Source organism: [Empedobacter] haloabium, assembly GCA_008011715.2.
Classification (GTDB): domain Bacteria; phylum Pseudomonadota; class Gammaproteobacteria; order Burkholderiales; family Burkholderiaceae_D; genus Rugamonas; species Rugamonas haloabia.
In genome coordinates this window covers 4095388-4116509 of the sequence record CP136508.1, presented here as the reverse complement: position 1 = coordinate 4116509, position 21122 = coordinate 4095388, and the positions used below count along the sequence as shown (strand labels likewise).

The window sequence follows — 21122 nt, the reverse complement described above, 5'->3', positions numbered from 1 at the left end:
GGTGAGGGAACAGAGCCGCGGTGCAGCTCTCATCTTCGACGACGAACGACGCAATGGCAAATCGACAGGACGAAAAAAAATTTTTATCGCTACAAGGCGTCTATTTCGATATGAATCAGCAGTCCGCCGCCCTCGCGGTTGCTCAATTGGAACTGTGCACGGTGGCGCTGCAGCACCCGTTCGACGATCGCCAGGCCCAGCCCGGCGCCATTGGCCTGGCCGCGGGCCGAGTCGAGCCGCGTGAACGGCCTCAGCAGTTCGCCGATGCGCTCGGCCGGCACGCCCACGCCATGATCCTGCACGTCGAGGACGACTTTCTTCGACCCATGCGTGCCGCGGGCAGTGCAGCGGATGTCGATCTCGGCCACGTCGGTGCCCGGCGTCTTGCCGTAGCGCCGCGCGTTCTCGATCAGGTTGTGGATCACCCGCTTCAGGTCGGTACCGTTACCCAGCACGTGGGCGTCCGGCGCGATGTCGGTGGCCACGCGCACGTCCGGCAGCCGGGCCACCTCGTGCGCCACTTCGCGCAGCATGGCACTGACGTCCACGTTGACGAAGGTGGCCGTCTCGGTCGGCTTGGCGAAGTCGAGGAACTGGGCGATGATCGCGTCCATCTGGGCGATATCGGACTGCATGCCGGCGCGCGCGTCCGGGCTCAGGTCGGCCATCTCCACTTCCAGCTGCATCCGGGTGAGGGGCGTGCGCAGGTCGTGCGAGATGCCTGCCAGCAGCACCGCGCGGTCCGATTCGACCTGCTGCAGGTCGTCCACCATCTGGTTGAAGCTGCGGTTGGCCAGCCGGATTTCCTTCGGCCCCTTCTCCGGCAGCGGGTCGGGCCGCCGGCCCTGGGCGATGGCGCGGGTGGCGACCGTCAGGCGGCGCAGCGGCGCATTGATCAGGCTCGACAGCACGGCGGCACCGATCAGCGAGACCAGCGAGACGACGCCGGCCCAGCCCAGCCACTGGATGCCCGTCAGGCCCGTGATGCGCTCGCGTTCCAGCATCAGCCAGTACGAGTCGTCGTCAATGCGGAAACTGACCCAGAAGCCGCGCATGCCGTTGACGCGGGCCGAGAAGCGCGTGTCCTTGCCGAGCTTGGCCTTGACGAGCTTTTCGATGTCCGGCATCAGCGCATTGTCCGGTGGCGGGTCGACTTCGTCGTCCTCTTCCAGCAGGAACACGCGGATGCCTTCATTCGAGACCAGCTCGAACAGCAGCTCCGTGCGCAACTCGGGCGCCGAGTGCGTCAGCGCGGCACGGGTGATGGTGACGACCGAGATGACCTGGGCCGCCAGCTGCTGGGCCTGCGGCTCGCGCTGGACGAAGCTGATCATGCCGATCCAGGAGGCCATCGACAGGGTCGTCAGCACTCCCAGCAGCAGGAAAGTACGCCAGAACAAACCGCTCCTGAGGCCATTCCTCAGGCGGCTGAGCGAAGGACGCTTCATGCGGGGCTCAGCGCGGCTGTCCCTCCGGGATGAAGACGTAGCCCAGGCCCCAGACGGTCTGGATGTAGAGCGGGCTGGACGGATCGGGTTCGATCAGCTTGCGCAGGCGCGAGATCTGCACGTCCAGGCTGCGGTCGAATACCTCGTATTCGCGGCCGCGCGCCAGTTCCATCAGTTTCTCGCGCGACAGCGGCTGGCGCGCATGGCGGGCGAATACTTTCAGTACCGAGAACTCGCCGGTGGTCAGCGGCACCGTCTCGCCGTTCTTCTTCAGGGTGCGCGTGCCCAGGTCGAGCACGAACTGGCCGAATTCGAAGGTCTGCGGGGTTTCCGATGGGGCGCCCGGGATCTCGTCCGGCGCCTTGCGGCGCAGCACGGCGCCGATGCGGGCCACCAGCTCGCGCGGGTTGAACGGCTTGGGCAGGTAGTCGTCCGCGCCCATTTCCAGGCCGACGATGCGGTCCACGTCCTCGCCCTTGGCGGTCAGCATGATGATCGGGGTCTGGTCGCCGGCGCCGCGCAGGCGGCGGCAGATCGACAGGCCGTCCTCGCCGGGCAGCATCAGGTCCAGCACGAGCAGGTCGTAGCGCTCGCGCAGCCACAGCTTGTTCATCGCCGTGGCGTTTTCGGCGGTGAAGACGTTGAAGCCTTGTTCGGTCAGGTAGCGGCGCAGCAGGTCGCGCAGGCGGACGTCGTCGTCCACTACCATGATCTTGGCCTGGTGGCCATTGCCAGTTGCGGGAGTGTTGCCGGATTCGGTGGATGTGGTTGTCATAAGGCTGTCGGAATTGTCAGAACCATGTCGCTATGGTAACGTCATAATGCGCGACGAGGCGCCGGGACGACCACCCATTACAAAGTGTTACATTCTTTACCCGAACCCTCTTACCCTGCCCGGGAAAGGGGCATACACTTTGTCCATCGGGTACAGCTTACCAGACCAAGGGAAAAGGGCACAGCATGAGCAAGCGGGCACACAATCGGAGCAAGGCTGACGGCGCGGCAACGCGTACGCATGCCGCCGGTTGGCTGGCGGCCATGGTTTTGCTCACCTGTGCGCTGCCGGCCAGCGCGAATCCCGGCGACGGCCCGCCACGGCGCGACGACCGCGGCCAGCAGAACCAGCAGAGCCGGCGCGATTTCCGCGACAGCCGCTGGGGCGACGCGGCCGACCAGCGCGCGTTCGAAGCACGCGCGGAAGAGCAGCGCCGCATCATGCAGGAAAACGCCAACAATGCCGAGATGAACCGCCGCATGAGCCGGATGACGGCCGACGAGCGGCGCGACCTGCGCCGCCAGATCAACGAGGCGGGCCAGGAAGTCTACTCGCTGACCCCGCGGCGGTAATTGCTTGGGGTCTGTCCCCGGTAAGTGATGGCTCGTAACCCAGTCGGCGGTGGTATCAGGGGACTGACCCCGGTTTTTATCGATACCTCAACGCCGCCGAAAAAAACCGGGGACAGTCCCGAAGGGACAGTCCCCAAGCCTTGATGCTTTGCCTTAGAGCAAAACCACGCACCCCGAACTACCCTAAACTTTCCTGACGGAATAATCCATCAGTCGGGAGGCACATCTTGGGACATCTGCAATCCTGCGACGCGTTAGCGGCCACCAACGCCCTTGTCGTCGCCCCCGACGGCGTCGCCTTCCACCCCGCCAGCACCAGCCTGGAGCGCCAGGCAGCGGTCACGCAGGCACTGTCCGGCGCCTGCTTCGCCGGCCTCGACTACGAGCAGCTCCAGCACCAGCTGTACGACGCCGAGCCGGGCCAGCCCGACGATCCGCCCATCCGTTTCGCCGTCAGCATCGCGCCATTCCCGTCCAGCCGCCGCGCCCTGTATAAATCCATCCGTATCGCCCACGGCGAAGCCACCTATGTGTTCGAACCGGTGTTCGTCGACACGCCCGAAGGGCCGCAAGCGGCCATGCTGACGTTCGAAGAATTCGTCGCCGACATGTGGCACAAGGGCGTGCGCTGCGGCATTGACGCCGCCGTCGTGCGCGCGGGGATCGCCAGCCGCAAGCCACTGCGCTGCGTGGTGGCCCGGCGGCGCGATGCCGTGCCGGGCCAGGACGCCGCCATCGTCGAGGCGACCACGGCGCTGCGCCGCTCGAACGCGCCGCGCGAGCTCGCCAACGGCAAACTCGACCTGCATACGTTCCAGAACCGTTTCCCGCAGGTGGCCGCGCGCACACGGCTGCTGCGCAAGGTACCGCGCACGCCGGGCCGGCGCGGTGTCGAGCTGTCCGGCGCCTGGATCGAACCGCCCGTGCCGAAGGACGTGGAGCTGGTCGGCGTGGCCGGCACCGGCACCGTCATCGAGCACCTGGACGGCACCGACTGGCTGGTCGCCGCCGTGCAGGGCTTCGTCAACGTCGACCGCAAGAGCGGCCGTATCGCCATCGGGCCGAAGATCGTCAGCCGCGAGGGCGTCAGCGTGCGCACCACGGGCAACCTGCAGCTGGCCGGCGAGTACGAGGAGTTCGGCGAGGTGCAGGAAAACCGCCTGGTCGAAGGGGCCGGCATTACGATCCATGGCGACGTGTTCGGCCGGATCGTCTCGCGCGGCGGCACGATCACCTTGCGCCGCAACCTGATGGGCGGTGCGGCGAGCAGCGTCGAGGGCGCGATCAGGGTCGGCGGCGTGGCGGAGAACGCCGTGCTGCAGACCCGTGCGGGAGAGGTGAGCGTGGGGCGCGCGCAAAGCTGCATCATCACCGGCACCAAGGTGCGCATCGGCCAGGCCACCAACTGCGAGATCATGGCCGATGAAGTGGTCATCGGCAGTGCGAGCGGCTGCGCGATCGCCGCGCGCAGCATCGTCATCGACAGCGCCGGGCCGCGCCAGCACAACGAGATGACACTGTTCGCGCTGCTGCCGGACACGGCGCGGCTGGACGCCCTCATCGCCGACCGCCACGAGCGCGCCGAAGCCTTCGGCCGCCTGGCGCGGCGCCACCTGGAGGCCGTGGCCGAGCTGACACGGCGCCACGACGTGCGCACCTACCTGGCGCTGGCGCCGCGCCTGCAGCGGCGCGAGGTGGCGCTCAATGCCGCCCAGCTGCAGGCCTACCGGCGCATTGCCGCGGCGGTGGCGCCGGTGCTGCAGGAGATCGCCCAGCTGTCGCTGGCGGCGCGCCAGGCGAGCGCCCAGCAGGCCTCGATGCGCGAGCAGGCGCAGGCTGCCGCGCGCGACAGGGAGGCTCTCGGTGGCGCGGCCAGCTGCAAGGTCAGGCTGCTGGTGGGCGACACCGTGGTGCGCGCGCTGCCTTACGATCCGGACCGGGGCGTGCCCTACGACCTGCCGGCCAAGGACGTGCGCAGCAGCCTGCGCGCGCAGGCGCACGCGCGCGCGGCCGTCGGCGGCGGCAGTTCCGGCTCGCTCGACTGGACGCCCGAGACGCTCGCCGGGGCGCCTGTCACGGAATGAAGCGCAACGGCGCGCCCGCCGCCACGTACGGCCCCTCGGTCGGATGATCTTCGCGACGCACCATGCCGCGCGCCCGGAACAGCGGATGGGCCAGCGCCTCGGCCGTCTCCAGCACGGGGCTCACGCAGCAGTCCACCGGGTCGAACAGCGCCGTCCACTCGGCCTGCGTGCGCCTGGCGAACGAGGCATCCAGTTCCGCCCGCACCGCCAGCGCATCGGCGCCACCCACTTGCTGTCCCAGCTGCCAGTGCCGCGCGGCCAGGTCCGGCCGTTCCAGCACGGCGCAGCAGGCCTGCCAGAATTTGAGCTCCAGCGCGCCCACCGCCATGTGGCGGCCGTCGCGGGTGCGGTAGACGTTATAGCAGGGCACCCCGCCCGTCAGCAGGCCCCGTCCCGGCGCGGCGGCCGTGCCGTCGTTGTGCGCGACCAGCGGCATGATGTTGTGGGCGAACACCGCGTCCGTCATCGACACGTCCACGAAGCTGCCGGCGCCGCCGCGCTGCACCGCCACCAGCGCGGCCAGGATGCCCTGCAGCGCGGCCTGCGCGCCGCCCAGCAGGTCGCCCACCTGCAGGTTCGGCAGCACGGGGCGGCCGTCCGGCGTGGCGTTCTGCGCCAGCATGCCGGCATAGCCGATGTAGTTGATGTCATGTCCGGCGCGCCCGGCGAACGGCCCGCTCGCGCCATAACCGCTGATGGCGCACATGACGAGGCGTGGATTGCGCGCCTTCAGCACCGGCCAGCCCAGGCCGAGGCGGTCCATCACGCCGGGCCGGAAGCTTTCGACCAGCACGTCGGCCGTGGCGACGAGATCGAGCAGCGCGGCGCGTCCGGCTTCGTCCTTCAGGTCCAGCCGCTGCAGATGTTTGCCGCGGTTGACGGCGACGAACAGCTGCGACACCTCGTTGCGCACCGGCCCGAGCGCGCGCGCGTAGTCGCCGCCGTCCGGGTCCTCGATCTTCAGCACGTCCGCGCCCATCTCGGCCAGGCGCAAGGTGGCCACGGGGCCCGGCAACAGGCGGGTCAGGTCGAGTACGCGGATGCCGGCAAGGGGAGCGCTGTTCGTCATGGACAAACTCCTGGTGGACTGGACACCCGACAGTAACCCCGCGTGGCGCCGCTGTCAAAGCCGGTTGCGCGCTCGCGCGGCTTGAGCAGGGTCAACGTGTAAGCGGCACCGACGGTTAGGATGTCCTTGCCAGGCCCGGACCCTGCCTGAAGGAGGAACATCGTGTCATTGTCGAACCCCACCTTGCCCGCCCACCGTGGCGGTCCGCATACCGAACCGCGGCAGTACCTGACTTTCCGCCTGGGCGGCCTCGAATATGCGCTCGATTACGCCAACGTGCGCGAGCTGCGGCCTTTGACGGCGCTGGAGCGCTTCGCGGCGGACGGCGAGATCGTCCAGGGCGTGGCCGTGTCGCGCGGCGTGATCATGCCGATCGTGGACATGCGCATCGCCTTCGGCCCGCGGCCGCCCAGGCACGATCCGGGCACGGACGTCATCATCCTGCAACTGTCGACATGTGTGATGGGCATGGTGACGGACGGCGTGACGGACATCGTCAGCCTGGCGCCCGGCCAGATCAAGCCGTTCCCGTACCTGCGCGCGGGCGCGCAAGACGTGGATTACCTGCTGGGATTGGGAGAAACAGGGGACCGGCGGCTGATCGTCGTCGATATCGACAAGCTGATGGCGATCCGGCGCGTGGGAGAGGGGACGCGGCATGCCGCATAGGGTCTGCCGCTAGGGTCCGTCCCCTTGGGGACTGACCCTGAAGTTTGGCGCCAGGTTTGCGGGATGCTGGCAGACTTCGGGGTCGTCCCTGTGCAGGGCCAGACCCCGACGGCATCAAGCCACCAACGCTTCGAGCTGCTCCTGCAACGCCAGCCATTCACCTTCCAGCTGTTCCAGATCCTTGGTATAGAACGCCTGGTCCGCCAGCAGCGTTTTCAGCTTCGGCTTGTTGGCCGCGTCATAGATGCTCGGCTCGAGCAGCTGCGCATCCACGTCCGCCTTCTGGGCGTTGCGCTTGGCGATCTGCTCCTCGAGCTTCTTGATCTTGTTTTCGATCGGCTTGCGTTGCGCGGACAGCCGCTGGCGTGCTTCCGCCTCGAGCCGCTTGTCGCGTTTCTCGACGTTCGCCGCTGCCGGCGGCGGCGCCACCGGCGAGGTGGACGGATACGCGGTCTTGTTGTCCTTGCCCGCCGCCGGCAGCACGTCCGTGCCTTTGCCCAGCTTGGTCTGGAACAGCCAGTCCTTGTAGTCGTCCAGGTCGCCGTCGAACGGCTGCAGCTTGCCGTCGGCGACGATGATGAACTGATCCGTCGTGGCGCGCAGCAGGTGCCGATCGTGCGAGACCACAACCAGCGTGCCCTCGAACTGGGCCAGCGCTTCCGTCAGCGCCTCGCGCGTTTCCAGGTCCAGGTGGTTGGTCGGTTCGTCCAGCAGCAGCAGATTCGGGCGCTGCCACACGATCAGGGCCAGCGCCAGACGCGCCTTCTCGCCGCCCGAGAACGGGGCGATCGGGCTGGTGACCATCGTGCCCGGGAAGTTGAAGCCGCCCAGGAAGTTGCGCAGCTCCTGTTCGCGCACCGTCGGCGCGATCTTCTGCAGGTGCCACAAGGGCGACTCGTCATGGCGCAGCATCTCCACCTGGTGCTGGGCGAAGTAGCCGATGATCAGGCCCTTGCCGGTGGTGGCCGTGCCTTCGAGCGGCGTCAGGTCGCCGGCGATGGTCTTGATCAGCGTCGACTTGCCGGCGCCGTTCACGCCCAAGAGGCCGATACGCTGGCCTGTCTGCAGGCTGAAATTGACGCCATGGACGATCGTCTTGACGCTGGTCGCGTACGTGACCGGGTCTTCGCTGCGGTAGCCGCAATCGACGTCTTCCATCACCAGCAGCGGATTCGGTGCGCTGACGGGCTCGCGGAACTCGAACGAGAACTCGGCGGCCGCGCGCAGCGGCGCCAGTTCCTCCATCTTGGCCAGCGCCTTCATGCGGCTCTGGGCCTGGCGGGCTTTCGATGCCTTGGCCTTGAAGCGCTCGATGAAGGACTCCAGGTGCGCCTTCTTGCGCGCCTGCTTCTCGGCGGCGCCGGCCATCAGCACCATCTGCGCGGCGCGCTGGCGCTCGAAGCTGGAGTAGTTGCCCGAGTAGCGTTTCAGCTTGCGCTCGTCGATGTGGACGATCACGTTGACGATCTCGTCGAGGAAATCGCGGTCGTGCGAGATGATGATCAAGGTGCCGGTGTAGCGTTTCAGCCAGTCTTCCAGCCAGATGATCGCGTCCAGGTCCAGGTGGTTGGTCGGTTCGTCCAGCAGCAAGAGGTCGGAAGGGCACATCAGCGCCTGCGCCAGGTTCAGGCGCATGCGCCAGCCGCCCGAGAAGCTGGCCACCGGCTGCTGCATCTGGTCCAGCGTGAAGCCCAGGCCCAGCAGCAGCTGCTCGCCGCGTGACTGCACCGTGTAGGCGTCTGCATCGGCCAGCGCGCTGTACACCTCGCCGATGGCGATGCCGTTCTCGTTGGAGTTCTGCTCCGATTCCGGCAGCGCTTCCAGGCGCGCCAGTTCGGCCTGCAGGCGGCGCAGATTGACGTCGCCGTCGATCGCGTAATCGAGCGCGGCACGCTCCAGCGGCGGGGTTTCCTGCGCCACGTAGGCCATGCGCCACTTGGCGGGGAAGTCGATATCGCCCTGGTCCGGGTGCAGCTCGTTGCGCAGCATCGCGAACAGGCTGGATTTGCCGGCGCCGTTGGCGCCGATCAGGCCGATCTTGTCGCCGGGGTTCAGCGTCAGGTCGACGTTTTCCAGCAGCGGCTTCACGCCGCGCATCAGGCTGACTTGGTTAAAACGGATCATTTCAGAGCTTCAGTTGGTCGTCTGTCGGCAGTAAAGCCATACTGTCGCCCTGGCCTCGGCCAGGGCAGGTGGGTCGTTACAGCTTGAGCTGGTCGGCGGTCAGCAGGAACACCATGTCGTCGCCCTGGCTGGTGGTCAGCCAGGTCAGGCCCAGGTGGCCGAAGGCCGCTTCCGCGAATTCCTTCTCGTTGCCGATCTCCACGATCAACAGGCCATCGTCGGTCAGGCGCTCGGCCGCGCCGGCGACGATCCTGCGCACCAGGTCCATGCCGTCGGCACCGCCGTCCAGCGCAATCTGCGGCTCGTGCAGGTATTCCTTGGGCAGGCGCGCCATCGAACCGGAATTCACGTACGGCGGATTGGTGACGATCAGGTCGTATTTCTTCGCCGGCACGTTCTGGTACAGGTCCGACTGGATCAGGTTGACGCGGCCCTGCAGCTTGTAGGTGTCCACGTTGCGCTGGGCGACGGCCAGCGCATCGGCCGAGATGTCCACCGCGTCGACCTGCGCGTCCGGGAACGCGTCCGCCATCATGATGGCCAGGCAGCCGGAGCCCGTGCACAGCTCCAGCACGTTCTCGATGCCTTCCGGGTTGTTCACCCACGGCGCGAAGTACTCGGGAATCAGCTCGGCGATGAAGGAGCGCGGCACGATGGTGCGCTCGTCCACGTAGAAGCTGTAGGTACCCAGCCAGGCTTCGTTGGTGATGTAGGCGGCCGGGATGCGGTCGGTGGCGCGGCGCTCGATCACGGCCAGCACGCGCTGCACTTCCTCCGGCAGCAGGCGCGCGTCCAGGAACGGCTCCAGCTTGTCCAGCGGCAGCTTCAGGGTGTGCAGCACCAGGTAGGCCGCCTCGTCGAACGCCTCGGCGCTGCCGTGGCCGAAGAACAGCTGTTCGGTATTGAAGCGGGTGGTGGCGTAGCGTAGCAGGTCGCGCGGCGTGGTAAACAGGGTCGTATCCATGGTGGTCTCGTAGGGTGCGGCGTCAGCCGAGCAGCAGGTTTTCCAGCGTGCGGCGGTAGATGTTCTTCAGCGGATCGATGAAGCGCACTTCGATGTGCTCGTCGATCTTGTGGATGCTGGCGTTGGGCGGGCCGAATTCTATCACCTGGGGGCAGATCTGCGCGATAAAGCGCCCGTCCGAGGTACCGCCCGTGGTCGACAGCTCCGTCTCCACGCCCGTCTCCGCCTTGATCGCCTCGCACAGCGCCGTGGACAGCGTGCCGCGCGGGGTCAGGAAGGGCAGGCCGGACAAGGTCCATTTCAGGTCGTACGTCAGGCCGTGGCGGTCCAGGATCGCGTGCACGCGCTGCTTCAGGCTGTCGGCCGTGCTGGCGGTGGAGAAGCGGAAGTTGAAGTCGATGACCATCTCGCCCGGGATCACGTTGTTGGCGCCGGTGCCGGCCTTCACGTTGGACATCTGCCAGGAGGTGGGCAGGTAGTATTCATTGCCTTCGTCCCACACCTCGGCCACCAGGTCGGCCAGCGCCGGCGCGGCCAGGTGGATCGGATTCTTCGCCAGCTGTGGATAGGCGATATGGCCCTGCACGCCCTTGATCGTCAGGCAGCCGGACAGCGAGCCGCGGCGGCCGTTCTTGATGATGTCGCCCAGAGTCTTGTCCGACGTCGGCTCGCCGACGATGCAGTAGTCCAGCTGCTCGCCGCGTTCTTTCAGCTTGTTGCAGACGACCACGGTGCCGTCGGTGGCCGGGCCTTCCTCGTCGCTGGTGATCAGGAAGGCGATCGAGCCCTTGTGGTCGGGATGGGCGGCGACGAACTCCTCGCAGGCGACGACAAATGCCGCGATCGAGGTCTTCATGTCGGCTGCGCCGCGGCCATACAGCTTGCCGTCGCGGATGGTCGGGAAGAAGGGCTCCGAGGCCCACTGCTCGACAGGGCCGGTCGGCACCACGTCGGTGTGGCCGGCGAACACCAGCACGGGCTGTTCGGTGCCGCGGCGGGCCCACAGGTTCGTCACGTCGCCGGAAACGATGGTCTCGCATTGGAAGCCCAGCGGTTCCAGCGCATGGATCAGCTGCTGCTGGCAGCCTTTGTCCTCCGGCGTGACGGAAGAACGCTGGAGAAGTTTTTCGGTCAGCGCGAGGGTACGGGAGTCGGTCATGGCGAACTTAGAGGTTGAAGATCTGTTGGTACTGTTCCGGCTTGAAGCCGACCTGGCAGCTGTCCGGGGTGCGCAGCACCGGGCGCTTGATCACGGACGGGAATTCCAGCATCAGCGCGCTGGCGCTGGCGGCATCCACGACGGCGGCCTTGCGCTCGTCCGGCAGGCCGCGCCAGGTGGTGCCCTTTTTATTGACGAGCACTTCCCAGTCCACGTGCGCCAGCCAGTCCTGCACGGTGGCGGCGTCCAGGCCCTGCTTCTTGAAGTCGTGGAAGGTGAAGTCCTGCTGCCGGTCCGCCAGCCAGGTGCGGGCTTTCTTGACGGTGTCGCAGTTGGGGATAAGAGACAGGCCGTAGAGAGTAATCATGGATGTTCGGAAGGGCGCGCCGCCGGGCGCCGGGGGTGTTCGGAAAATAAGGGGTGCAATTATAGCGTGCTGCGGGCCCATGCCTGCCGCTGCCGCGCTACTGGTCCAGCGTGAATTCGGTAAACGACGCGCCTGGCGTGTTGGTGCCGTTGCTGCTGCTGGCCTCCGGCTGCGCCGGGGGCGTGGCCTGCGCCTGCTTCGAATCCGGCCCGTTATTCAGGAGCCACAGCAGGTTGGTGGCCGAATCGGCATTCGCCAGCGCTTCGTCCTGCGTGATCTTGCCTTCCTGGACCAGGCGGTACAACGCCTGCTCGAACGACTGCGAGCCGGGCGACAGGCTGTTTTCCAGCGCTTCCTTGATCTGGCCGATGTCGCCTTTCTCGATCAGGTCCGAGACGTAGCGCGTGTTGACCATCACCTCGACGGCCGGCGTGCGCGTGCCGCCGCCGCTGGAGCGGATCAGGCGTTGCGAGACGATCGCCTTGATCGTCGAGGACAGGTCCTGCAGCAGCGCGGGACGGTTCTCGATGGGGTAGAAGCTGATGATGCGATTGAGCGCGTTGTAGCTGTTGTTGGCGTGCAGCGTGGCCAGCACCAGGTGGCCGGACTGCGCGTACGCCAGCGCGGCGGCCATCGTTTCGCGGTCGCGGATCTCGCCGATCAGGATGCAGTCGGGGGCCTGGCGCAGTGAGTTGCGCAGCGCCGTCTCGAAATCCTTGGCGTCGCTGCCGATCTCGCGCTGGTTGACGATCGATTTGCGGTTCTTGAACAGGTACTCGATCGGGTCTTCCAGGGTCAGGATATGGCCGGAGCGCAGTTCGTTGCGGTGGTCCAGCATCGACGCGATGGTGGTCGACTTGCCCGAGCCGGTGGAACCCACCAGCAGCAGCAGGCCGCGCTTTTCCATGATCAGTTCCGCCAGCACGGGCGGCAGGCCCAGTTCGCCCAGCGCGGGGATATTGGCGGGTACGAAGCGGAACACGGCGGAGATACTGCCGCGCTGGCGGAAGGCCGACAGGCGGAAGCGCCCCAGGTTCGGCACCGACACGCCCATGTTCAGTTCATTGCTGCGTTCCAGCTCCGCCATCTGCTCGGGCGAGCAGATTTCGGCCAGCAGGGCGGTGATGTTCTCGGGCTCCAGCTTGTGCTGGTTGATGGGGATCAGGTTGCCGTTGATCTTGATGTGGACGGGCGAATTCACCGCGAAGAACATGTCCGACGCGTTCTTCTCCTTCATCAGCTGGAACAGGCGGTCGATCATGGGCGTTGTTTTTTGTCAGTGGTGAAAACCGGGAGTCCGGGTCTGTCCCCGCATGGGGACTGACCCTGAAGTGCTGTTCGTGCTGTCGAAACGCCGCGAACTTCGGGGACAGTCCCTGAAGGGACAGTCCCCAATGCATCAGGCGCTAACTCAGACGCCGCGCAGCAGCTCGTTGACGCCGGTCTTGGCGCGTGTTTTCGCATCGACGCGCTTGACGATCACCGCGCAGTACAGGCTGTACTTGCCGTCCTCGGAAGGCAGCGAGCCGGAAACGACGACGGAGCCCGCAGGCACGCGGCCGTACGTCACTTCGCCGGTGCTGCGGTCGTAGATCTTGGTCGACTGGCCGATGTACACGCCCATCGAGATGACGGAGTTTTCCTCGACGATGACGCCTTCGACGATCTCGGAACGGGCGCCGATGAAGCAGTTGTCCTCGATGATGGTCGGGTTGGCCTGCATCGGCTCCAGCACCCCGCCGATGCCCACGCCGCCGGACAGGTGCACGTTCTTGCCGATCTGCGCGCACGAACCGACCGTCGCCCACGTATCGACCATCGCGCCTTCGTCGACGTAGGCGCCGATGTTGACGTAGGACGGCATCAGCACGACGTTCTTGCCGATGAAGGAGCCGCGGCGTGCCACGGCCGGCGGCACCACGCGGAAGCCGCCCTTGGCGAAGTCTTCGGCGGTGTAGTTGGCGAACTTGGTCGGCACCTTGTCGTAGAACTGCATCGTGCCGTCCGATGGCAGCACCACGTTGTTCTCCAGGCGGAACGACAGCAGCACGGCCTTCTTGATCCACTGGTTGACGACCCAGGTGCCGGTGTCCTTCTGGGCCACGCGCAGGGTGCCGTTGTCCAGGCCCGCGAGCACGTGCGAGACGGCGTCGCGCAGTTCGGCGCTGCCGTTGCCCGGGTTGATCTCGGCGCGGTTGTCCCAGGCCTGTTCGATGATTTGCTGCAGTTGTTGAGTCATGATTGTGCTTTGCTTAGGTCAGGGTGTTGCAGAATTGGACGATGCGCTGCGCGGCCTCGAGGCCTTCGGCCGTCTCGGCCACCAGCGCCATGCGGATACGGTTGCGGCCCGGGTTGCTGCCGTGGGCGTCGCGCGCCAGGTAGCTGCCCGGCAGGACCGTGACATTGTATTGCTCGTACAGCCTGCGGGCAAACTCCTCGTCCGTCAGCCCGGTGCGGCTGACGTCGGCCCACAGGTAGAAGCCGGCGTCCGGCAGCGCCACGTCCAGTACCGTCTGCAACAGCGGCGTGACGACGGTGAACTTGGCGCGGTACTGCGTGCGGTTGTCCGCCACATGGGCCTCGTCGTTCCATGCGGCGATCGAGGCTGCCTGCACGGCAGGGCTCATGGCGCCGCCGTGGTAGGTGCGGTACAGCAGGAATTTTTTCAGCACTTCGGCGTCGCCAGCGACGAAACCGGAGCGCATGCCGGGCACGTTGGAGCGCTTGGACAGGCTGGAGAACACCACCAGCCGCGCATACGGCCGCTCGACGCTGGACAGGCCCAGCGTATGCGCCGCCTGCAGGGCGCCCAGCGGCGGCTCGTCGCCGTGGTAGATCTCGGAATAGCACTCGTCGGCCGCGATGACGAAGCCGTAGCGCTCGGACAGCGCGAACAGGTGCTCCCAGTCCGTCAACGTCAGCACGGCCCCGGTCGGATTGCCCGGGCTGCAGATGTAGAGCAGCTGGACTTTTTTCCAGACCTCGTCCGGCACCGTGTCGAAGTCGGGCGCGAAGTTGCGCGCCGGGTCGGAATTGACGAAGTAGGGCTCGGCGCCGGCCAGGTAGGCCGCGCCTTCGTAGATCTGGTAGAACGGGTTCGGGCACACTACCAGCGGCGTGTGCGCCACGCTGGGATCGATCACGGCCTGGGCGAACGCGAACAGCGCCTCGCGCGAGCCGTTCACCGGCAGTACCTGCGTGGCCGGGTCCAGCGCCGGCAGGTCGTAGCGGCGTTCCAGCCAATTGGCGATGGTGCCGCGCAGCGCTTCCGAGCCGACCGTGCTGGGGTAGTTCGCCAGCCCGGACAGGTTGTCGGCCAGGGCCTGGCGGATGAATTGCGGCGTCGGGTGTTTCGGTTCGCCGATGCCCAGGCTGATGGGACGCAGCGCCGGATTGGGCGTGACGCCGGCAAACAGCTGGCGCAGTTTTTCGAACGGGTAGGGTTGCAGCTTGTCGAGAAGTGGATTCACGTTGGACCAGTCGGCAATTCGGTAAGCATGGGTCGGAACCGAAGATTATAGCGTCAACACGCCGACGGCGTCGGCGCCGCCACGCCGTCCAGCAGCGCGCGCATGCGGCGCCAGTGCGAGCCTTGCCAGAACACGCCCCGGCAAACGTCACAGGTGAGGAAGTGTGCGTGGCTGGCGCGCACCGAGGGCGGCAGTTGCGCTTCGACCTGGGCCTTCGCCACGGTGCGCAGTGGCGCGTTGCAGGTCAGGCACAGCGTGAACGGGCGCATGCTGGCGGCCAGGCCGAAGCGCAGGAATACCTCCTGCAACTGGTGCTCGGGCTTGAGCGCGCGCACGTAGGCGCCGCGCAGCACGCCGCGGCGCTTGAGCAGCTCGCGGTCGCGCGTCAGGGCGACGCGGCCGTCGTCGCGCGCGCCCGCCTCCACGGCCGCGTCGTCGATGGCATTGTCGTAGATTGTGTCGAAGCCGGCCATGCGCAGGAAGCGCGCCAGGCCGCCGAGGTGGGCATCGGCGACGAAGCGGGCGTCGGCGCTTGCCAGCACGAGCGGCGCGACTGCCGTCACGTGGACGCTGGCGCCATCGGCCAGCAGCTCGTCCAGCGGGGCGGGGCGGCCGTCGAGCGTGACAGGTCCGACTTCCGTGTGCGGCACGCCCAGCGCCTCCACCATGTGCTTGACGGTGGCGGCGCGGGCGCACGGCACGGCGAACGTGTGGCCGCGCCGCTCGCGCGGCAGGAAGGTGTCCAGGGTGGTGTCGAAGCGGAAGGTGGCGGTGACCATGGCGGCAGTGTAGCGCAGCCGGCGCCCGCCTATATACTTGCGCACTTTGCGTTCATACCATGTTGACCCTTGCCCAACTCGCCGCCTTCCTGCTGGCCGCCATCCTGATCACCGCCTCGCCCGGCCCGGACAACCTGATGGTACTGGGCATGGGCATGTCGCGCGGGCGTCGCCAGGGCATTGCGTTCGGGCTGGGTTGCGCGTTCGGTTGCCTCAGCCATACCCTGCTGGCGGTCGTCGGCGTCAGCGCGCTGGTGGCCGCGTCGCCCGTCGCGCTGACGGTGCTGCAAGTGGGCGGGGGCCTGTACCTGGTCTGGCTGGGCTGGCACGCCGTGCGCAGCTCGGGCGCCGCCCGCATCGGCACGGCCGGCGACGAGGAGCAGTCGCTGGCGCGGCTGTTCCTGAAAGGCTGCTTCGCCAACGCCATCAACCCGAAGGTGATCCTGTTCTTCCTGTCGTTCCTGCCGCAGTTCGTGCTGCCCGCCAATGGCAGCGCGGCGCTGCAGCTGGCGCAGCTTGGCCTTGTCTTCACCCTGCAGGCGGCCGTGCTGTTCGGCCTGCTGGGCTGGTTCTCCGGCGCCATCGGCGCCTGGCTGCAGCGGCATCCGAAGGCGGGGCCGTGGCTGGACCGGGGCGCCGGCGTCGTGTTCATCGGCCTGGGCCTGCGTCTGATCTGGGCGCGCTGATCCCCCATCGAGACATCGAAAATCGGGGACAGCCTCCGATTGCATGATGGGCAATGGCGAGGCTGTTCCGAATTTGCTACACCTGCGCTGCCTGCCCGACGAGACCGTTGGATATTCTCCAAAGAGCATCAGATATTGATTGATCTCAATACTGAACAGTCAGATACTTACCGGGACGGAGTTATCAGGCAGGAGACATGAGCGAATTTCGGCCCACGCTCGAGAGCAAGCGCAAGTTCTCGTTAAACTGGGGCTATCTGGGGGCAATGGCCAGCGGTCGCTCGGCGATCGACCTGGGGGCGCTCGCCCTGCGCAACCTGCACGACGCGCGCGAATTCGTGCGCGAATACGGTTATGACCTGGATCAGCCCGCCGCGCGCGACATCATCCGCGCCTGCCACCGCGAAGCGGTCGATTTCATCGTCGGCACTTTCCTGCAGCCGGGCCAGGAACGGCTGATCCCGCGCGAGGTCCACGTGCCCGGCGACCCGGTCGAGCTGCTGGTGCATGCCTCTCATCACGGCCAGCAAAACAGCGAGCTGCGCATGTGGTCCTGCGCCATCCTCAAGGTAATGCACGCGATTTTCTATATCGACAACAACCTCGAGCTGCGCCACTTCAATACGATCCGCGAGCAGGTATTCGCCACGCTCGACGAGGTGATCCATGAGGACGACGAGGGGCATTTCTTCCTGTCCGACGGCGAACTGTGCCTGCCGCTGCACCACCTGGAACGCAAGCGCAACAAGGGCCGCAACAGCATCCTGCTCAAGCTGCTGCAAAAGCCGGCCTACCTGGCCCAGGACATCTACGACCACCTGGGCGTGCGCCTCGTCTTCAACACCCGCTTCGAATGCCTGCTGGCGCTGGAGACCCTGCAGCGCGCGCACATCCTGTCCATCACCAATATCGAGCCCAACCGCACCCGCAACACCTTGCTCGACCTGGAGGCGGCCAAGGAGATCTTCGTGAAATACCGTCCCATGCTGGAGCGCAGCCACGATTATCCGGCCGAATTGCTGCAGAAGATGGACGCGGAACTGCAGGCCGTCGCCAGGCGCCTGACGCGCGCCGACAATCCGCACAGCGGCGAGGATTTCAGCAGCATCCAGGTCACGGTGCGCAAGATGATCCACCTGCAGGCCGAGCAAGGCGTGCCCGAAACGGCGGGCCAGCATTATGACGTGGGCTTCTTCTTCGACTATGAAGTGCAGCTGATGGACAAGGACAGCCACCAGCGCAGCATGACGGGGCCTTCCAGCCATGAGGCCTACAAGCGCCGCCAGGTCGAGACGGCGCGCCTGCGGGTGTTCGGGCGGGAACTAAGCGACTGGATCGTGGCGCGTTCCAGCCCGGCAGCGGAGTCGGCGTCGCGTGCCGGCGCCTGATCTCGCTCGGAACCACCGGTCCGTGCCGGCACGCATGATCTACGTTCATGCGGACACCGAAGGGCGCCAACCGGCAGGACGCAAGCTGCTGGCCGCCTGATCGCCCGGCGCCAGCGGCCACTCGGCCGGCAGCTCATGCAGCCGCCGCGCCAATTCACCGCGCAGCGCCGCCAGGCCGTCGATACGGCGGTCGATCTCTTCCAGCTTGGCCGCCAGTGCCGCGCGCAGCGCCGCGTGGATGGCCTGGGCGCTGGCCGCCGCGGACACGCCGCTGCTGTGGCTCTTCATCGTGCCGGAAGCGCTGTGGGGCGTCGTCCAGTGGTTGCCGCTGCGCCGCGGCTGAGCGCCACGGTGCTATGCTGGCGCTTCCCAGACTGACCACGGAGGAAAGCCCATGCAAGCGCAACCCCTGATCGCCGTCAGCGACGTCGAAGCGTCGAGCCGCTGGTACCAGACTGTCCTTGGCTGCAAGAGCGGCCATGGCGGCCCCGATTACGAGCAATTGATGTTCGAGGGCCACATGATCCTGCAACTGCACCGCTGGGACGCGCACCACCACGCCCACCTGGGCAAGCCGGACCAGCCGGTCGGCAACGGCGCCTTGCTGTGGTTCTGGACCGACGATTTCGACGACGCGGTGGAGCGCGCCGCCAGTATCGAAGCGACCGTGCTGGAGGAGCCGCACGAGAACCGCAACGCGCAGCACCGGGAAATCTGGCTGCGCGACCCGGAAGGCTACGTCGTCGTCATCGCGGGGCCGTACGGCGACGTGGGGATGTAGCCGGCGCCGCCAGTTCGGCGACGAGAAAGTCGATGAAGGCGCGCACCTTGGCGCTCTGGTGCGCCCGGCTGGGGTAGTAGGCATACAGGTCGGCGGCCGGCAGCGCGTAGTCCGGCAGCACCACCTGCAGGCGTCCGCTGTCCAGGTATTTTGCCGCGTCCCATTCGGAGCGGGGCAGGATGCCATGGCCGTCCAGCGCCCAGCCCAGCACGACGTCGCCGTCGTTCGACGACAGTCGCCCTCGCACTTTCACCGTTTCCGCCTTGCGCCCCTTGGCCAGGCGCCAGGTGGCGAACGCCTCGTCGTTCTGCCGGTGCAGGATGCACACGTGCCGCGCCAGGTCCGCCGGCACGGCCGGCGCGCCGTGCTTCTTCAGATAGGCGGGCGCCGCGCACAGGAAGCGGCGGTTGCTGATGATGCGCCGCGCCGTCAGGCGCGTATCGGGCAGCTCGCCGAAGCGGATCGCCAGGTCGTATGCGTCCTCCACCAGGTTGACGGGACGGTCGGTCAGCTGCAATTGCACCTCCACCTCGGGCCAGGTGCGGGCGAAGCGCGACACCAGCGGGGCGATCGTCGTGCGCCCGAAGCCCAGCGTGGCGTTGACGCGCAACAGCCCCTTCGGCTCGACCCGTCGGCTGCTGACCGATTCCTCCAGTGCGCGGATGTCGGCCAGGATCTGCGTGGCCTGCGCCAGGTACAGCTCACCCTCGCTGGTCAGGCTGACGCGGCGCGTGCTGCGGTTGGCCAGGCGCACGCCCAGCCGGCTTTCCATCTGCATCAGGCGGCGCGTGGCGGCCGGCGGCGTCACGCCCATCTCGCGGGCGGCGGCCGACAGGCTGCCCAGCTTGGCCAGCAGCGCGAAGAACTCCAGGTCGCTTTTCACTTTTACTGAAGAATGGATTGAGTGGAAGTGAATTATAGCGGTGCGGCGCAAGGGTAGACTGGCGCCATCCCATCAGGAGAAGCCATGAAGATCGTCGACATCCGGGAACGCACGTTCCCCATCAGTTCCCCCATCCGCAACGCCTACATCGATTTCTCGAAGATGACCTTGAGCCTCGTGGCCGTCGTCACGGACGTCGTCCGCGACGGCAAGCCGGTGGTCGGCTACGGTTTCAACTCGAACGGCCGCTATGGGCAGGGCATGCTGATGCGCGAGCGCTTCATCCCGCGCATCCTGGCCGCCGATCCGGCCACGCTGGTCACGGACGACGGCAGCAACCTCGATCCGCATCGCATCTGGGACTGCATGTACACCAACGAGAAGCCGGGCGGCCACGGCGAGCGCTCCGTGGCGATCGGCACCATCGACATGGCGATCTGGGACGCCACCGCGAAAATCGCCGGCAAGCCGCTGTACCAGCTGCTGGCCGAGCGTTACGGCAGCGGCACGCCGCAACGCAAGGTGTTCGTCTACGCGGCCGGCGGCTACTACTACCCGGGCCAGAGCCATGACGCGTTGAAGGACGAGATGCGCAGCTACATCGACCGCGGCTACACGGTGGTGAAGAAGAAGATCGGCGGCGCCTCGCTGGACGAGGACCTGCGCCGCATCGACGCCGTGCTGTCGGTGCTGCAGGACGGCCAGAAGCTGGCGGTGGACGCCAACGGCCGCTTCGACCTCGATACCGCCATCGCCTACGCCAAGGCGCTGTCGCAATACGACCTGTTCTGGTACGAGGAAGCGGGCGACCCACTCGACTTCGAGCTGCAGGCCACCTTGCGCAGCTATTACACCAACCCGATGGCGACGGGGGAGAACCTGTTCTCGATGCAGGATGCGCGCAACCTGATCCGCTACGGCGGCATGCGGCCGGACCGCGACTGGCTGCAGTTCGACTGCGCCCTGAGCTACGGCCTGGTGGAGTACCTGCGCACCCTGGACATGCTGGAGCAGCACGGCTGGTCGCGCACCCGCTGCATTCCGCACGGTGGCCACCAGATGTCGCTCAATATCGCGGCGGGCCTGGGCCTGGGCGGCAACGAGAGCTACCCGGACCTGTTCCAGCCGTTCGGCGGCTTCCCGGACGGCGTGCAGGTGGAGCACGGCTACATCACGATGCCGGAGCTGCCGGGCATCGGCTTCGAAGGCAAGGCCAACCTGTACGAGCGGATGCGCGAACTGGCGGTGTGAAAATTGTTCTAGACGACCGGTCTAATTTGCGCTAAAGTCCGGTCCATGAACACCGCCACCACCGCTTCCGACGTCCGCACGCACATTCTCGCCACGGGCCAGCGCATCATGGCGGGGAAGGGCTATTCGGCGGTCGGCCTGACCGAGATCCTGACGGCGGCCGGCGTACCGAAGGGCTCTTTCTATCACTACTTCGGCTCGAAGGACGCGTTCGGCGAAGCCATGCTGCAGGCTTACTTCGACGACTACCTGGCCGAAATCGACCGCACCATGGCGGCGCCTGGCCGGACGATGGCGCAGCGGGTGATGGCGTATTTCGAGGCCTGGCAGTCGGCGCAATCGTTCCAGGACTGCCAGGGCAAGTGCCTGGCCGTCAAGCTGGGCGCCGAGGTGGCCGACCTGTCCGAAGCCATGCGCACCGTGCTGCGAGACGGCACCGATGGCATCGTCGCGCGGTTGTCGGCGGCCATTGCCGCCGGGGTGGAGGAGGGCTCACTGGCGATCGACGGCGACGCCACGGCGCTTGCGCAGTCGCTGTACCAGTTGTGGCTGGGCGCCAGCATCCTGGTCAAGATCGGTCGCAGCACGCAGCCGTTCGAAACGGCGTTGGCGACCACCCGCCAGTTATTGCATCTGGCCGCATGAAGGCATGC

At 66.8% G+C, this 21122-nt stretch carries 21 protein-coding genes; 8 read left to right on the top strand and 13 right to left on the bottom strand.

The window, feature by feature from the left end:
* Positions 1 to 89: 89 nt before the first annotated feature.
* Positions 90 to 1448, bottom strand: a complete 1359-nt coding sequence (locus E7V67_017935) for an ATP-binding protein (GenBank protein ID WUR11573.1) — start codon at positions 1446 to 1448, stop codon at positions 90 to 92.
* Between the two features lie 7 nt (positions 1449 to 1455).
* On the bottom strand, positions 1456 to 2223 hold the full coding sequence (gene ompR / locus E7V67_017930) for a two-component system response regulator OmpR (protein ID WUR11572.1): 768 nt from the start codon (positions 2221 to 2223) through the stop codon (positions 1456 to 1458).
* A 263-nt stretch (positions 2224 to 2486) separates the two neighbouring features.
* Here ompR and E7V67_017925 point away from each other — a divergent pair, with 263 nt between their 5' ends.
* On the top strand, positions 2487 to 2795 hold the full coding sequence (locus E7V67_017925) for a hypothetical protein (protein ID WUR11571.1): 309 nt from the start codon (positions 2487 to 2489) through the stop codon (positions 2793 to 2795).
* 227 nt (positions 2796 to 3022) lie between these two features.
* Complete coding sequence (locus tag E7V67_017920) at positions 3023 to 4879, top strand: flagellar assembly protein A (GenBank protein WUR11570.1); 1857 nt, start codon at positions 3023 to 3025, stop codon at positions 4877 to 4879.
* On the opposite strand, the gene E7V67_017915 is transcribed toward E7V67_017920, so the two are convergent.
* Positions 4869 to 5948, bottom strand: a complete 1080-nt coding sequence (locus tag E7V67_017915; protein ID WUR11569.1) for a CaiB/BaiF CoA-transferase family protein — start codon at positions 5946 to 5948, stop codon at positions 4869 to 4871. The two genes, E7V67_017920 and E7V67_017915, sit on opposite strands and share 11 nt — an antisense overlap.
* Before the next feature lie 162 nt (positions 5949 to 6110).
* Here E7V67_017915 and E7V67_017910 point away from each other — a divergent pair, with 162 nt between their 5' ends.
* On the top strand, positions 6111 to 6617 hold the full coding sequence (locus E7V67_017910; protein ID WUR11568.1) for a chemotaxis protein CheW: 507 nt from the start codon (positions 6111 to 6113) through the stop codon (positions 6615 to 6617).
* 114 nt (positions 6618 to 6731) lie between these two features.
* Here E7V67_017910 and E7V67_017905 read toward each other — a convergent pair whose 3' ends face one another.
* The 8 genes from E7V67_017905 to E7V67_017870 form a co-directional block, all read right to left on the bottom strand.
* Entirely contained in the window at positions 6732 to 8741 is a 2010-nt protein-coding gene (locus E7V67_017905) for an ATP-binding cassette domain-containing protein (protein WUR11567.1), read from the bottom strand.
* A gap of 76 nt (positions 8742 to 8817) precedes the next feature.
* Complete coding sequence (gene prmB, locus E7V67_017900) at positions 8818 to 9705, bottom strand: 50S ribosomal protein L3 N(5)-glutamine methyltransferase (GenBank protein WUR11566.1); 888 nt, start codon at positions 9703 to 9705, stop codon at positions 8818 to 8820.
* Between the two features lie 22 nt (positions 9706 to 9727).
* On the bottom strand, positions 9728 to 10864 hold the full coding sequence (gene dapE / locus E7V67_017895) for a succinyl-diaminopimelate desuccinylase (protein WUR11565.1): 1137 nt from the start codon (positions 10862 to 10864) through the stop codon (positions 9728 to 9730).
* 7 nt (positions 10865 to 10871) lie between these two features.
* Positions 10872 to 11231, bottom strand: coding sequence for an ArsC family reductase (locus E7V67_017890; GenBank protein WUR11564.1), 360 nt, complete (start codon positions 11229 to 11231; stop codon positions 10872 to 10874).
* A 97-nt stretch (positions 11232 to 11328) separates the two neighbouring features.
* A complete protein-coding gene (locus tag E7V67_017885) occupies positions 11329 to 12492 on the bottom strand; it encodes a PilT/PilU family type 4a pilus ATPase (GenBank protein ID WUR11563.1) in 1164 nt (387 codons plus the stop codon).
* Between the two features lie 150 nt (positions 12493 to 12642).
* Entirely contained in the window at positions 12643 to 13470 is an 828-nt protein-coding gene (gene dapD / locus E7V67_017880) for a 2,3,4,5-tetrahydropyridine-2,6-dicarboxylate N-succinyltransferase (protein ID WUR11562.1), read from the bottom strand.
* Between the two features lie 13 nt (positions 13471 to 13483).
* Complete coding sequence (dapC, locus tag E7V67_017875) at positions 13484 to 14701, bottom strand: succinyldiaminopimelate transaminase (GenBank protein ID WUR11561.1); 1218 nt, start codon at positions 14699 to 14701, stop codon at positions 13484 to 13486.
* Between the two features lie 53 nt (positions 14702 to 14754).
* Complete coding sequence (locus tag E7V67_017870) at positions 14755 to 15480, bottom strand: Mut7-C RNAse domain-containing protein (protein WUR16308.1); 726 nt, start codon at positions 15478 to 15480, stop codon at positions 14755 to 14757.
* A 59-nt stretch (positions 15481 to 15539) separates the two neighbouring features.
* Here E7V67_017870 and E7V67_017865 point away from each other — a divergent pair, with 59 nt between their 5' ends.
* Together E7V67_017865 and E7V67_017860 are read left to right on the top strand one after the other, a co-directional pair.
* A complete protein-coding gene (locus E7V67_017865; GenBank protein ID WUR11560.1) occupies positions 15540 to 16166 on the top strand; it encodes a LysE family translocator in 627 nt (208 codons plus the stop codon).
* Positions 16167 to 16363: 197 nt separating this feature from the next.
* On the top strand, positions 16364 to 17554 hold the full coding sequence (locus tag E7V67_017860) for a TIGR04552 family protein (protein ID WUR11559.1): 1191 nt from the start codon (positions 16364 to 16366) through the stop codon (positions 17552 to 17554).
* 45 nt (positions 17555 to 17599) lie between these two features.
* Here E7V67_017860 and E7V67_017855 read toward each other — a convergent pair whose 3' ends face one another.
* Positions 17600 to 17842, bottom strand: a complete 243-nt coding sequence (locus E7V67_017855; GenBank protein WUR11558.1) for a hypothetical protein — start codon at positions 17840 to 17842, stop codon at positions 17600 to 17602.
* Positions 17843 to 17948: 106 nt separating this feature from the next.
* Between E7V67_017855 and E7V67_017850 the strand changes: the two genes are divergently transcribed.
* On the top strand, positions 17949 to 18335 hold the full coding sequence (locus E7V67_017850) for a VOC family protein (GenBank protein WUR11557.1): 387 nt from the start codon (positions 17949 to 17951) through the stop codon (positions 18333 to 18335).
* Here E7V67_017850 and E7V67_017845 read toward each other — a convergent pair.
* Positions 18301 to 19218: a LysR family transcriptional regulator gene (locus tag E7V67_017845; GenBank protein WUR11556.1), complete on the bottom strand. Its 918-nt coding sequence runs from the start codon at positions 19216 to 19218 to the stop codon at positions 18301 to 18303. The genes E7V67_017850 and E7V67_017845 overlap by 35 nt on opposite strands.
* Positions 19219 to 19302: 84 nt before the next feature.
* On the opposite strand from E7V67_017845, the gene E7V67_017840 reads away from it, so the two are divergent.
* The gene (locus E7V67_017840; protein ID WUR11555.1) at positions 19303 to 20469 is read left to right on the top strand and encodes a mandelate racemase/muconate lactonizing enzyme family protein; all 1167 of its coding nucleotides are present in this window, start codon (positions 19303 to 19305) and stop codon (positions 20467 to 20469) included.
* A 45-nt stretch (positions 20470 to 20514) separates the two neighbouring features.
* Entirely contained in the window at positions 20515 to 21114 is a 600-nt protein-coding gene (locus E7V67_017835) for a TetR/AcrR family transcriptional regulator (protein WUR11554.1), read from the top strand.
* Positions 21115 to 21122: the final 8 nt, after the last annotated feature.